The organism is Bradyrhizobium sp. LMTR 3 (assembly GCF_001693485.1).
Taxonomy (GTDB): domain Bacteria; phylum Pseudomonadota; class Alphaproteobacteria; order Rhizobiales; family Xanthobacteraceae; genus Bradyrhizobium.
Genome location: NZ_MAXC01000012.1, coordinates 656,330 through 669,252, shown reverse-complemented (window position 1 = coordinate 669,252; position 12,923 = coordinate 656,330). Strand labels below are relative to the sequence as shown.

Sequence of the window (12,923 nt, the reverse complement as noted above, 5' to 3'; positions counted from 1 at the left end):
CCTCACGGAGAGTTCGATATGCATGTTTTGCTGCGTTCAAGGTCGTGTTTCTTCTTTCTCCGAGTTCACAAACGCCTCCTTATTGGGTTCGGAGCGGCAGCCGGCTGTGTGCTTTTGACGGCGTCGGCGGCGCACGCGGCCGGCTCGGGCATGCCGTGGGAAGCTCCGCTGCAGCGTATCCTGGAATCCGTGCAGGGGCCGGTCGCCAAGATCGTCGCCGTCATCATCATCACGGTGACCGGCATTTCGCTTGCCTTCGGCGACACCTCCAGCGGGTTCCGCAAGATGGTCCAGGTCGTGTTCGGCCTCTCGATAGCCTTTGCAGCGAGCTCCTTCTTCCTTTCGTTCTTCTCGTTCGGCGGCGGAGCGCTGATCTGATGCGTCCGGATGGTTTCGAACTTGTGCTCCACCGCTCGTTGACCGAACCCATCCTGATCGGTGGTGCGCCGCGCGCCGCCGCCATTCTGATCGGCACAGTGTCGGCTGTGCTGGCGCTCGGCTTGCGGCTTTGGCTCGCAGGTCTCATGCTTTGGATCGTCGGTCACGGCATAGCCGTCTGGCTTGCCAAGCGCGATCCCGCCTTTGTCGAGGTCGCCGTCCGCCACACCAAACATAAGGGCTGGCTTGCATGCTGAACTTGAGAGAATTCCGCGGCCATGCCTATCGCCTGGCCGATTGGCTGCCTTGGGCGTGCCTCGTCGCCCCGGGCGTCGTTCTGAACAAAGACGGCAGCTTCCAGCGTACCATCCGCTACCGGGGACCCGATCTCGACAGCGCGACCGAGGCCGAACTCATGAGCGTGGTCTCGCGGGTCAATAACGTTCTGAAGCGCTTTGGCTCAGGCTGGGCGCTGTTTTTCGACGCCACGCGGATCGAGGCCTCTGAATATCCGCGCTCACAGTTTCCCGACGCGGTGTCCTGGCTGGTCGACGAGGAGCGGCGGGCGGCCTTTGAGAGCACCTCTGATGCGTCGTGGGACGACCCCTCACGTCCGCGCGGGCAGCATTTTGAAAGTGTGCTGCACCTTACCTTGATGTTTCTGCCACCGGCTGAACGCGTGTCGCGGCTAGAGGGATTGTTTCTGGAGCGTCCGCGGGAGAAGCAGGCTGCGGGACGGTGTCAGCAGCGTGCTGATATAGGCCGGCAAGAGGAGGGGACGCAAAACGACGATGTTTCTGAGACCGGTGTAGAGGATGATCGATCTCAGCCGTCGCGCGAGCACAGCTATTGGGACCACCTTGAGCGCTTTGTGCAGGAAACCGACCGGGCGATTGATCTTCTGTCTTCCGTCCTGCCGGAGATCTGGCCGCTTGGCGACGAGGAGACGCTGACCTACCTGCACAGCTGTGTTTCCACCAAGCGCCATCCGGTTGCCGTTCCCGAAATCCCGGCCTATCTCGATTGTTTTCTGAGCGACGAGCCGTTGACCGGTGGATTGTCGCCGGCAATCGGCCGCAACCATCTGCGTGCGCTGACCGTGCTCGGCTTCCCGTCGGTGACCTATCCGGGCTTGCTTGACGAATTGAACCGGCTTGGGATTGCCTATCGCTGGGCAACGCGATTCCTGGCACTCGACCGCACGCAGGCAAATGCGACGCTGTCGCGATATCGCCGCCAATGGTTCGCCAAGCGAAAATCGATGGCCGCAATCGTCAAGGAGGTCATGTTCAACGAGCAAGCGGCGCTCGTTGATACCGACGCCAGCAACAAGGCAGTCGATGCGGACGCCGCGCTCACCGAACTTGGCGATGATCTAGTGGCGTTCGGCTACATCACGACAACTGTCACAGTTGCAGATGAGGACGCACGCGCTGCCGACGACAAGATCCGTCTCGTCGAACGGGTGATCAATAGCCGCGGCTTCACCACGATCCGGGAAAGCGTCAATGCGGTAGAAGCGTGGCTTGGCGGGCTGCCGGGACAGGCTTACGCGAATATTCGCCAGCCCATCGTTCACACACTCAACCTCGCCCATATGTGTCCGCTGTCGGCCGTGTGGGCAGGGTCGGAACGCTGTGAACACCTCGACGGTCCGCCGCTTCTGATCGCCAAAACCAAGGGCGCGACCCCGTTCCGTCTCTCGCTCCATGCCGGAGATGTCGGACACACCATCGTCGTGGGGCCAACGGGCGCGGGCAAGTCGGTGCTGCTATCGATGCTCGCCCTGCAGTTCCGCCGCTACCCGGATGCCCAGCTGATCACGTTCGACAAGGGGCGCTCCGCCCGCGCCACTACGCTTGCTCTGTCCGGGGCCTGGTACGAACTCGGCGCCAAGGGCGGCATCGCATTTCAGCCGCTCAAGGATGTCGCGGAGGAGGGGGCGCGGCTTTGGGCGCTGGATTGGCTCTGCGGTGTGCTTGCCCACGATCGCGTTACCGTGACGCCCGAAGTGAAAGAAACCGTCTGGTCGGCGCTCAAGAGCCTCGGCACGGCACCTGTTTCCCAGCGCACGATGACCGGGCTCGTGGCGCTGCTTGCCCGCGATTCCCTTCGCCAGGCGCTGCAGCCTTATACACTCGAAGGACCTTACGGCCGTTTCCTTGATGCGGACGCCGACCGTCTCTCGAGCGCCGACGTTCTGACCTTCGAAATGGAGGAACTGATGGCGTTGCCCAGCTTGGTCGCGCCCGTTCTCACCTATCTCTTCCACACTTTGGAAGCGCGCTTTGATGGCCGGCCGACCTTGCTCGTGCTCGATGAAGCCTGGGTCTTTCTGGACGATCCGTTGTTTGCCAGCCGGATACGCGAATGGCTGAAGACGCTGCGCAAGAAGAACGTCGCGGTGATCTTCGCGACCCAATCGCTTGCCGATATCGCCGACAGCGAGATAGCGCCCGCCATCATCGAGTCCTGCCCGACGCGAATATTCCTGCCGAATCCTCGCGCCCTCGAGCCGACGCAAACCGAAACCTATCGGCGCTTCGGCTTGAACGATACCCAGGTGAGATTGATCGCCGAAGCCTTTCCCAAGCGTGACTATTACCTGCAGTCTCGCGCAGGCGACCGCTTGTTCGAGCTCGGCCTCGGGCCGGTCGCGCTTGCGCTCGTCGGAGCATCCTCGGCGGAAGACCAGCGCAGCATCGAAGCGGTCTTGGCCCGGTCGGGCCCTCATCATTTTGCCGAGCGCTATCTCGCTGAACGAAATCTGCACTGGGCCGCGAACCTGATTAGCACCTTCGAACAGGCCCACAAGGCCTGAGTTCAACCTCAACCTCGGAGTACCCTCATGCTCAAAGGCATCTGCTGCCTATGCTCTCGCACAACCTTAGGAGCATCGGTAACCATTGTTCTATCTCTCATCATCGCCGTGAACGGCTCGCGACGCCTTGGCGCGCAGGTCATCGTCTTCGATCCATCGAATTACAGCCAGAACCTGCTGACGGCCGCACGAGCGCTTGAGCAAATCAATAACCAGGTCAGAAGCCTCGAAAATCAGGCCCAGTCGCTTCTCAACCAGGCCAAACACTTAACACGCCTCCCGACTAGTGTCGTCGGCGAGCTCACGTCGACCATAAGTCAGATGAACAGCCTCATAGCGCAAGCGAAGGGAATCTCATTTGACGTTCAGAGGACGCAGCAGGGTTTTGCGCGGTTCTATCCTCACCAGTACGGGGCGGCCACCTCATCCGACAAGATGGTGCAGGACGCGACCGCGCGCTGGAACAACAGCTACGAGGGGCTGAAGCAGACGCTGACCGTCCAGTCGGCCATCGTCAGCACCCTGGACCAAGACGGCCAAACGCTTCGTACCTTGATGGCGAACTCGTCGGGCGCGGTTGGCTCGCTGCAGGCCCAACAGTCGGGTAACGAACTGCTCGCCCTGCAGGTCAAGCAGTCGCTGCAGACGCAGGCGCTGCTCGCAACCCAGGCACGCGCAGACACGTTAAGAGCGGCGGAGCAGCAGGCTGCCGTTGCGGCCGCCCGCGAGCGCTTCATCCGCTTCATCGGCGATGGCCACGCCTACGCCGGCCGCAAGTAGGAGAGGGCATCATGGCTGATCTCTCCGTCATCGACCGCTTCACCGAGACCTTCTCGAGGTACATTGACTCAGGCTTTGGCCTTCTGTCCGGCGAAGTCTCCTTCTTAAGTTCGACGCTCGTCGTTATCGATCTCACGCTTGCCGGGCTCGCCTGGAGCGTGCGAGCCGACGATCAGATGCTGGTGACGCTTGCGAAGAAGGTGCTCTATGTTGGCGCGTTCGCCTTCATCATCGTAAACTTCAAGAGCCTCGCCGATATCATCTTCGGCTCGTTCTCGAGTATTGGCCTGAAGGCGGCTGGCGGCACCCTCAGTGCCGCGGACCTGACCCGACCGGGGTTCGTCGCTTCCGCCGGATTTACCGCAGCGCATCCGCTTCTGGAGGAGACGAGCCAGTTCTCTGGCTTCGATGTGCTGACCAATCTGCCGACGATCCTGATCCTTCTGTTTTGCTGGATCGTGATCGTGCTCGCGTTCTTTGTGCTCTCGGTCCAGCTCTTCGTTACGCTGATCGAGTTCAAGCTGACCACGCTTGCGAGCTTCATCCTGGTGCCATTCGCGCTCTGGGGCAAAACCGCGTTTCTGGCCGAGAAGACGCTCGGCAACGTCGTCGCCTCCGGCGTGAAGGTAATGGTGCTGGCAATCATCATCGGCATCGGTTCGACCATCTTTGGTCAGCTGGCGAGCACGTTGACTCGGCCAATCGACATTGCGTCGGCCATGAGCCTTCTGCTTGCGGCGCTTTCTCTGTTTGGACTTGGAATCTTTTGTCCGGGCATTGCTGCTGGTCTTGTTTCGGGGGCGCCTCAGCTGGGTGCTGGTGCTGCCGCCGGAACTGTGGCGGGCGCAGCCGCCGTTGCAATTGGGGGAGGGACAGCGGCGATGGGCGGGCTCCGAGCAGTAGCAAGTGGATCAGGAACGGCGGTTCGTTCGGCGGCGTCGCTGGCAGGAGCTGCATCGACGTCCGGTGGCACGACGCGCGGTTCCGCCATCGATCAACTCTCGAGCCCAGGCGGTGGTCGTGCGGCGAGTGGAACGGAATCGGGGGGCTCCGCCAAGCCCGCAGCAGCAGGACGGCAGCGAGCAAGTGAAGCTGCGCGGGTTATCGCCCATACCCTGAAAGAGGGTGACAAGGGTGGGCACTCGTCCGGTCCGAAGCTTGGGGAGGACTGACACATGGCTGGTCATGCCTTTCAACGCGTGTCCGTTCGATATGGTGAAACGCCAGAACCCGTGACGCCCTATCAGAAGGCAGCCCAGGTCTGGGACGAGCGCTTAGGCTCCGCGCGGGTTCAGGCGAGCAACTGGCGAGTTACGGCGCTGTCAGCGACCGCCTTGTCCGGCCTGCTTGGATTGACGCTTTTCGTCGTGATCGGCCGCTCGGGCGTCGTTCCTTACGTGGTCGAAGTCGACCGGCTTGGCGAGGTACGCGCCGTCGGGCCTGCGCTCGAAGCCTATCAGCCTTCAGATGCGCAGATCGCGCACTTTCTGGCGCGGTTCATCGAAAACGTCCGCTCCTTGTCGATCGATCCCATCATCGTTCGAACTAACTGGCTGCGCGCTTACGATTTCGTCACTGATCGCGGTGCGCTGGCCTTGAACGAATACGCGCGTGAAACCGATCCGTTCGCGAAGATCGGCTCCAAAACGGTCACCGCCGAAGTCACCTCGGTGGTGCGTGCGTCCGGCGACAGTTTTGAGATCCGCTGGAAGGAAAACGCCTACGAGAACGGCTCGATCGCCAAGACCGAGCGTTTCACCGGGCTTGTCACCACGGTTCTCAAGCCGCCGGGAGACGCCGAGACGCTGCGCAAGAATCCCCTCGGGCTCTACGTCCATTCCCTCAACTGGTCGCGCGACCTCATTGGAGACGCCAAATGAATTTTGCTGCCCTCACCAAGCTCGCGTCTGCCAGTGTCCTTGCATTGTCGCTTGGGCTCGCAGGATGCGCCACCAAGCTCAATCTCGAAGCACCCTATGACGATATGACGTTTGAGCAGGCGCTTCCGGAGGTAGACCCGCCCAAGCCGGTCCAGATCGTCGAAACGCCAAAGATTTTGCCGCTACCCGGCCAATTGAAGCCTTATCCGAAAGGCGCAAAGGAAGAAAAGCTCCCACCAGAGCTGGCGATCGCGAAGGCCAACAAGGCGGCGCGGATGGAGCCGACGCGCGCCGGCTACATCAATGCGATTCAAGTCTATCCATGGACGGAGGGAGCTCTCTACCGGCTCTATGCAAGCCCAGAGAAGGTTGCAACCATCGCGCTTCAAGCAGGTGAGGAACTGATTGACGTCTCGACGGGAGATACGGTCCGTTGGGTCGTTGGAGATACCGCGAGCGGGCAGGGTAGCTCCCGGCGGGTGCACATCCTGGTCAAACCAACGTTGCCGGACATCCAGACCAACCTCGTAGTCTTGACGGATCGGCGCACCTACCACCTGGAGCTTGTCTCGACCAAGCAGACCTACATGGCCTCGATCTCCTGGACCTACCCGACGGACAAGCTGGTTGCGCTTCACAAGCAAAATGCCGTCGCTACGGCTAACGAGGAACGAGTGGCCGACCGCGGGGTGCGGCTCGACAGCTTGAATTTCCGTTATCGCATTGAAGGCGATGATCCTCCGTGGCGGCCGCTACGCGCCTTCGATGATGGCCGCAAGGTCTTTATCCAGATGCCGTCGGGCCTGTCCCAAGGTGAAGCACCGCCCTTGTTTGTGGCAGGCGCCGACGGTCGTCCAAATCTAGTAAACTACCGCGTTCGTGGCACGTACTATATCGTCGATCGGATGTTTGGCGCCGCCGAACTCCGCCTCGGCGAAAACCCACAACGCACCGTCCGGATCATTCGCATCGACGCGCGGCCGGTGTCGCAGGCCATTGGCTCTGGGAGCGCCTCATGACGCGTGCACCAGATCAGGATCCGCCGGAACCGCTGGAGTTGCGGGCACGGCCGCGGCCAATTCGGCGTCTCAACAGGCGCGCCCTCATGATCGGCTGCGCCCTCGCGGCACTGTTCATTGCGGGGGCAACGATTATTGCGCTTCGACCGCTAACGTTCAGACAAGCCGATCGGTCAGAGCTCTACAACACCGACCGCAAGCAAACAGCCGAGGGTCTGAACAAGCTGCCAAGGTCTTATGAGGATCTACCCCCAGCAACGCCCCGCCTGGGGCCGCCTTCGCCAGGCGACATTGGCCGAGCCTTCGCCGAGAACGAAAAGAAGACCGGCACCGCGTCATCGGATCCAGGCTTCCACACCAATCCGGAGGAGGACGCCGAAAGAGCCGAGCGCATCCGCCAGGCGCGCATCGCGCAGCAAGCCAAGGAGTCCGGATTGTTCTTCCGGCTGTCGGAGAAGCAAGACAAGCGAAAACAGGCGAGCACTGCCGAGGTGGAAGCCAGCCAGCCGCTCTCATTCCGACTGCCGGCGGCCGATCAGGGACCGTCGGCTGCAGAGCTGGCACAGGGAGCGCGAATGATGGTCGACCGCTCCAGCGAGATCATCCCCCCGTCGCAGGCGCGAAAGCTCGCGTTCGTGGGTGCGAAGGCTGACACCGATACCGCGAATCCTCACGGGCTTACCGCGGCACCTTCCAAGTATGCAGTGATGGCGGGGTCGATCATTCCGGCCAGCCTTGTCACCGGACTGAATTCGGACCTGCCCGGCACCACGATCGGTCAGGTTACCGAGAACGTCTACGACACGGTCACGGGCGAGCACCTGTTGATCCCGCAGGGAACGCGGCTCGTTGGAAAATACGATAGCATCGTTGCCTTCGGCCAGAAGCGGGCGCTAGTTGTGTGGACACGGCTCATCCTGCCGAACGGAAACTCGATCGTGATCGAAAACCTTCCGGCCACGGATGTCGCGGGTTACGCCGGGCTTGAGGATCAGGTGGATTTCCATACCTGGCAGGTGCTCAAGGGCGTGGCGTTGGCGACGTTGATCGGGGTGGGGACCCAGCTTTCGATCGGCAACGACGAGAGCGATCTCGTCAAGGCGCTACGGGAAAGCACGCAGCAAACGACCAATCGTGCCGGCCAGCGCCTGGTGGGGCGCGAGCTCGACGTACAGCCGACGATCACGGTGCGGCCGGGTTGGCCGCTCCGGGTGATTGTTTCAAAGGATCTGGTGATGAGGCCATACCAGGACGTTAAGACAGTAGCGAAAGGCAGGTGAGGGATGAAGCTTGCGAAACTGCCTGATCGGACACAGGTGAAGATGAATGTTGTGTTGGCGCCGCGCCTTGCTAAGCGCCTGCGCGAATATGCAGACTTTTATGTTGAGACGTACGGCAGCCGGGAGGAGGTGGCGGAGCTGATACCGTTTATGCTTGAGGCATTTCTTGATGGAGACGCAAAATTCCGGCGCGCCAATCGGGCTGGCGGCGCAAAGGATACGGCGGACGCCGTTCCTCGCATCCTTGCGGATCGCCGCACCCGTAAAGGGCACGATTTAGGTTGAGAGCCCGCACGGTTAGGCGGGAAATCAGGCCCGCCTATGCATGTTAGTCTGGCGCTCGTCGGGATCGCATAAGGGCCTCAACGAAAGGGAACACTTCAATTGTTATCTTAGGAGCTGCCTTTGAAATTATTTGCCATTTCGCCAATTGTTTTGCTGACGAGGTCGGCCGAATGATTGAGTCGCTTCAACAATATTTCCAAGTCCGCGACCGTCGCTTCTTCCATACGAAGATTCTCTGAACTGAGCGATCGTGCGATAAATGCATCAATAGGCTCAGCAATAATCCGTTGGCGTTCGTTCAAATCCCTGTCTTCGACACTCGTTATCGTCGTTACTATGCGCCCATCAGGCGTCGTCATAGTCGCCAGATCTGACTGCGCGAAGATTGCCGGCTCAGCAATTGATGCAGGGATTTCTATCACGCAAATAATCTCACCTGTTTCAAGGCAGCGATATCCAGCACGATAGGAGCTTGGACCGGTAGCGCCGAACTCCTCACCGGTCAGCTCCAAAAACGCTTCCACTGTATTTGTGCCGTGCTTCATCTGATCGCAGGGGATGCCGTTTCTGAGGGAAATAATACTCCATCTTGATGCATTATGTAACTTAAAAGCGGTCGTCTTAAAAGCGTCAATCCGCACCATAGGCGCGGTGAAACGGACGCACAAAGGACCTCTACGCGATATCTTGGCGAAAAATATGCGCCGGCTACGCGCTGTGCGTGGCCTGAGCCAAGAGGCTCTCGCGCACGAGTGCGGGATCAACCGTACCTACCTAAGCGCAGTCGAGCGTTCGGAGCGCAATGTGTCGATTGACAACATTGCCCGCATTGCAAAAGGGCTCGGCGTGGAGGCTTGGATGCTGTTGCGGAACGAGTAAGGTGTGTGGCGGTTTCTGATAGGCTCCGAGTGGTTGGACTTCAGGACATCATGCCAAGGCTGGCAGGTCGACCAGCTTGATCTCGCGACGGACGGGCTAATGCGGGCGCACATAAGCGCTCCATGAGCCTAGTCCAGCGAGATCAAACAGTGCAGAGTCGCTCGTCCTGGACGACCGCGCCACATCGACCACGGCATCAAAACCCGACGAAGCGAGACTCTCGGCACCCAAATTATCGGCAGCGGCGAGGAAGCGACGGTTCAGCCCCACCTACACCTAACGGGATATTCGTGATAAAGGAAGCGGGAGCTTGCCGATTAAGACGGCGTTGGGGGGAAGTAGATGGCCGAGGCGCACGTTGGGCCTCTTCCGGAAGGGATGAAGCGCTGCAAAGTTTGCGCGGAGCCGATCAACGAAAAGGCAGTCAAATGCATTCATTGCCAAGCAGAGCAAAGCTGGGCCCGCCAGCGCCTAGGTTTTAGCAGTACCATCCTTTCGCTCCTGGTTGCGTTGATAACCGTGCTAACGGCGGCTGTACCGGTTGTCCGTGACTCGATCACGTCGAAGAACTCGAACCTTATCTTCAGCTTTCAGGCGGCCAACGACCGAGTGATATCGGTCTTGGCCTCCAATACTGGGGTGCGCCCCGGCTCGATCGGCAGCAGTTACTTGCACATGAACCAAAAGCGCAACTACGGCCTCAGAGTTTCTGGCGTAGATTCGGCTCGCGTAGTCGAACCAGGTAAGAGTGAGCTTATTGCATTAACTCGCGACAGTAGGCCTATTTTTGCAGACGAGGATACTGATGACCCGCGCAATCCGAAATGCTTTTTGTTTCTTCACTCGACAGATTTTATCGGAGTCGCGGAATATCACAAAGTTGTCGTGCCCTGCACCTCGTTTATAGCATTCGAGGCGAATGCTTTCGATGGCGTTACAAAGCGCTAAGTCTCCCTATCATGCTCCAGCGTCTAGCCGCCGTCGCGCTCATCTCCAATTGGGCTAAGGACGAAGGGGGGTACAGCTGAGTTCAATCAAAGTCGCCTTCTTGGAGTGCCTCGTCCAATCCTTCTACGGAGGATTTCTTAAGAGAAGCTCCACTCTGTAAGGTTTGGCGTAAAGCGTCGCTAGCGTCTTTCTTTGCCTGATCAAACGGTCGCCCGAGTAGCACGGGGTGTTCCGAGCCGATCGCTTTGCCGGCGGCCATAAATTGAAAGCGGCCAAGGTTAGGGATCGTGCGCACATGCTGGCCGCTGTAGACGCTTTCCAAGAAAGTAAGGCTCGTCTGATCGATTAGGCTGTGCGTCAAGAATGTGTTGCACTGGGAGAGAATCGTCTTACTGACCAGCGCAGTCCGTTGGCTGATCACGAGCAGGCCAACACCATATTTGCGGCCCTGCAAAGCGATCTGCCCAATCCGGCTGACGACCCATTGCGTCTCGTTATCGAAGCCTGAGCTGAAGGATTCCGGGATAATCGTATGTGCTTCCTCCAGAACAATAAGGATTTTGCGCGCCTGCCGATGCTTTCGCGCCCAAGCCATGATGGTTGACAGGTACTGCTCTGTAATCCGCAGCGTCGCCTTGGTATTTGATATCTCCGTCAGTTCGAGTATCGCCAGCTTTTCTGCGCCTGTCAGAAAGGAGTTGATCTGCGTCTCGACGGAGCCCCTAATCTGGGTCAGGCAGGCCTTCAGCGCCGCCTTCTCTTGCGGAGCCCCGTAGCTACCAGTCTCAACCGCAAAGAGTTTCTGATCCAGGTCGTTGATTTGCTGTTGGGTAGGCGAGGGTACAATCGGATTCACTGTAGCGAGTCGAACCTTGTACTCGCCCGTGAAATCAACACAGAACACCTTGAAATCGTTCTTCACCGCCTCTCGCACGATATCTAGCGCCAATTCCGTCTTGCCGGTGCCGGTCATTCCAAGCACGGCGGTGTGGAATTGAACGAGGTCGTCGAGCTTCGCGGTCACACCAATGTTGGTTGACGGAACTGTGCCCACCACAAATTCGCCGGGCTGAAGCGTTGGCGCAGGAAAAGTCCGTGCCTTTGCCCAGAACACTGGTGCGTTCATGGTAGAGAGCCAGCCATATTTCGTGAATCCGCCCTCTAGTGAATAGCAGCCGAGTTGCACGGCATTCACAATGTGGGTGCCGCGTGGGTTCTGGTCGAAACTTTCTTCGGCCGTTTGCGCATCTAGAATCTGATAGAAAACGTCACGCCCGTTCAACCTCACAAACACGACCTCGCCCTCACCAAGGGGAGAGGCTGCTGACACCTCGAAGCGCAACACGCCGATATTGGAGTTTTCGACCGTGAAGCCAACCAACTCTGCTCCGGGAGTGCCACTCAGAGTCTCTATGAACTGTGCTGTCTTTTCAGACGAATGCGAATAAATAACCTCGCCCTCGTCTAGGCTAAGTTTTTCTTGAAGCTGTGCGACGCAGAGACCCGTCGCCATCACTTCGAGGCCTTGAACCTGGCTGAACAGGGCCAGCACATAGTGCTGATCGCCATCGGACATTGCAGCTGTGTAAAGATGATTTGGCTTCCATGAGGCACGGCGAGCCAATCTCACGCGCACGATTCCTGGATGATCGATGCGCTCGATCATGCCCACAGCCGGCGACTTGACGATACGGTCTGTTTCTTCTCGCCAGCTCTTCCAGGCTGCGAGGATCCTCTCTGCAGGCCGTCCGATAATGACCAGGGTCCAAAGAATCGCTAGCCAAGCGACGGCAATCGGGCTGTTCTGATAAGCGCCCACGATGCTGATCAACGCCGGAGGAGTGTAGAGGAGCTCTCCCTGACCGAACGTATCAGTTGTCCTGAAGGAAAATCGTCCTATAGGCGAGCGCTTGTTTTTGTCGTGCGCAAAAAGCGCAGCGACCGCGCCAATCATGACCAAAGTGCAGTAGAAGACGCCAACCCATCTGAGGGCTTCGAGATGGGGCTTAAGGCCGCCCACGGCGGCAAGATCGGCCGTAACTAGAATAGCCATGGCCCCGATCGAGTTCGACAGCGCATCCTTAGGAGGTACGAACCACGGTGCAGACAGCAATGCCAGAAACCACAGTGCCAGTCCGCTAAGAAACCAAACGCTCTCGAGGCCACCTGTCGGTAATACATTGCCAGACGCAACGTAGAGTCCTATGTAGAACAGAACAATGTTGGCGCAAAGAGCTTTGGTGCGATCAGCCAGGCTAGTCTGCAATCGACCCGATACCATATGATTTCTCCCGGTTGCGCGCATTGCTAGCACAACCCGGCGCCCCTTGCACAACTGGCCCAACGCTTACTCAGGTTACCGTGCCGCAGGCGGCGCGAGAACCTCAAATGACGAAGATCCTCAACGTCAACGACCTCTGCGACGCGATCGTTGGCTCGATGCTAGACGCCTCACGCAGCGCGTCCTGGAACATCTGTGGCCGGCGCAGCGAAGGTTCTGGCGGACCGTTTACGGGGGTCTTCTCCGAACAAGCCGAATACGAAGGTGGCTTCGGCGAAACCTGTGTCAATTTTCGCCTCGCATACGCAGGCTAGGAATACCCAGATGTGATCGATGAAGACGATGAGGGTGGATACTGGCCGTGAGCCGGCA

At 59.2% G+C, this 12,923-nt stretch carries 14 protein-coding genes; 12 read left to right on the top strand and 2 right to left on the bottom strand.

Annotation, left to right across the window (positions count from 1 at the left end; translation table 11 throughout):
• Positions 1-18 precede the first annotated feature (18 nt).
• From LMTR3_RS12720 to LMTR3_RS12680, 9 genes are read left to right on the top strand one after another with little or no spacing between them, the layout of a single operon-like run.
• Complete coding sequence (locus tag LMTR3_RS12720; protein WP_084029554.1) at positions 19-378, top strand: TrbC/VirB2 family type IV secretion system protein; 360 nt, start codon at positions 19-21, stop codon at positions 376-378.
• Positions 378-635, top strand: a complete 258-nt coding sequence (locus tag LMTR3_RS12715; protein ID WP_065745334.1) for a VirB3 family type IV secretion system protein — start codon at positions 378-380, stop codon at positions 633-635. Before LMTR3_RS12720 ends, LMTR3_RS12715 begins: the two co-directional genes overlap by 1 nt.
• Positions 629-3,199 (top strand): conjugal transfer protein TrbE, encoded by a 2,571-nt coding sequence (trbE, locus tag LMTR3_RS12710; RefSeq protein WP_065745333.1) that lies wholly within the window; start codon positions 629-631, stop codon positions 3,197-3,199. The genes LMTR3_RS12715 and trbE overlap by 7 nt, the downstream gene beginning before the upstream one ends.
• 27 nt (positions 3,200-3,226) lie before the next feature.
• Positions 3,227-3,979 (top strand): P-type conjugative transfer protein TrbJ, encoded by a 753-nt coding sequence (gene trbJ / locus LMTR3_RS12705; protein WP_065745332.1) that lies wholly within the window; start codon positions 3,227-3,229, stop codon positions 3,977-3,979.
• 11 nt (positions 3,980-3,990) lie between these two features.
• Positions 3,991-5,151 carry a P-type conjugative transfer protein TrbL gene (gene trbL, locus LMTR3_RS12700; RefSeq protein ID WP_065745331.1) on the top strand — a complete coding sequence of 387 codons (1,161 nt, stop codon included), beginning with the start codon at positions 3,991-3,993 and terminating at the stop codon, positions 5,149-5,151.
• Positions 5,152-5,154: 3 nt separating this feature from the next.
• Positions 5,155-5,859, top strand: a complete 705-nt coding sequence (trbF, locus tag LMTR3_RS12695) for a conjugal transfer protein TrbF (protein WP_065745330.1) — start codon at positions 5,155-5,157, stop codon at positions 5,857-5,859.
• Complete coding sequence (gene trbG, locus LMTR3_RS12690; protein WP_065745329.1) at positions 5,856-6,878, top strand: P-type conjugative transfer protein TrbG; 1,023 nt, start codon at positions 5,856-5,858, stop codon at positions 6,876-6,878. The genes trbF and trbG overlap by 4 nt, the downstream gene beginning before the upstream one ends.
• Positions 6,875-8,158 (top strand): TraB/TrbI/VirB10 family type IV secretion system protein, encoded by a 1,284-nt coding sequence (locus LMTR3_RS12685; RefSeq protein WP_065745328.1) that lies wholly within the window; start codon positions 6,875-6,877, stop codon positions 8,156-8,158. The genes trbG and LMTR3_RS12685 overlap by 4 nt, the downstream gene beginning before the upstream one ends.
• A gap of 3 nt (positions 8,159-8,161) precedes the next feature.
• The gene (locus tag LMTR3_RS12680; RefSeq protein WP_141686570.1) at positions 8,162-8,443 is read left to right on the top strand and encodes a DUF2274 domain-containing protein; all 282 of its coding nucleotides are present in this window, start codon (positions 8,162-8,164) and stop codon (positions 8,441-8,443) included.
• 107 nt (positions 8,444-8,550) lie between these two features.
• Here the strand turns inward: LMTR3_RS12680 and LMTR3_RS12675 are convergent, their stop codons facing one another.
• A complete protein-coding gene (locus tag LMTR3_RS12675; protein WP_065745327.1) occupies positions 8,551-8,988 on the bottom strand; it encodes a hypothetical protein in 438 nt (145 codons plus the stop codon).
• Between the two features lie 13 nt (positions 8,989-9,001).
• On the opposite strand from LMTR3_RS12675, the gene LMTR3_RS39990 reads away from it, so the two are divergent.
• Both LMTR3_RS39990 and LMTR3_RS12665 read left to right on the top strand, forming a co-directional pair.
• The gene (locus tag LMTR3_RS39990) at positions 9,002-9,322 is read left to right on the top strand and encodes a helix-turn-helix domain-containing protein (RefSeq protein ID WP_210184690.1); all 321 of its coding nucleotides are present in this window, start codon (positions 9,002-9,004) and stop codon (positions 9,320-9,322) included.
• Positions 9,323-9,664: 342 nt separating this feature from the next.
• On the top strand, positions 9,665-10,270 hold the full coding sequence (locus tag LMTR3_RS12665) for a hypothetical protein (protein ID WP_065745326.1): 606 nt from the start codon (positions 9,665-9,667) through the stop codon (positions 10,268-10,270).
• A gap of 82 nt (positions 10,271-10,352) precedes the next feature.
• Here the strand turns inward: LMTR3_RS12665 and LMTR3_RS12660 are convergent, their stop codons facing one another.
• On the bottom strand, positions 10,353-12,551 hold the full coding sequence (locus LMTR3_RS12660; protein WP_065745325.1) for an ATP-binding protein: 2,199 nt from the start codon (positions 12,549-12,551) through the stop codon (positions 10,353-10,355).
• A gap of 107 nt (positions 12,552-12,658) precedes the next feature.
• On the opposite strand from LMTR3_RS12660, the gene LMTR3_RS12655 reads away from it, so the two are divergent.
• Entirely contained in the window at positions 12,659-12,865 is a 207-nt protein-coding gene (locus LMTR3_RS12655) for a hypothetical protein (RefSeq protein ID WP_065745324.1), read from the top strand.
• The last annotated feature ends 58 nt before the right edge of the window (positions 12,866-12,923 follow it).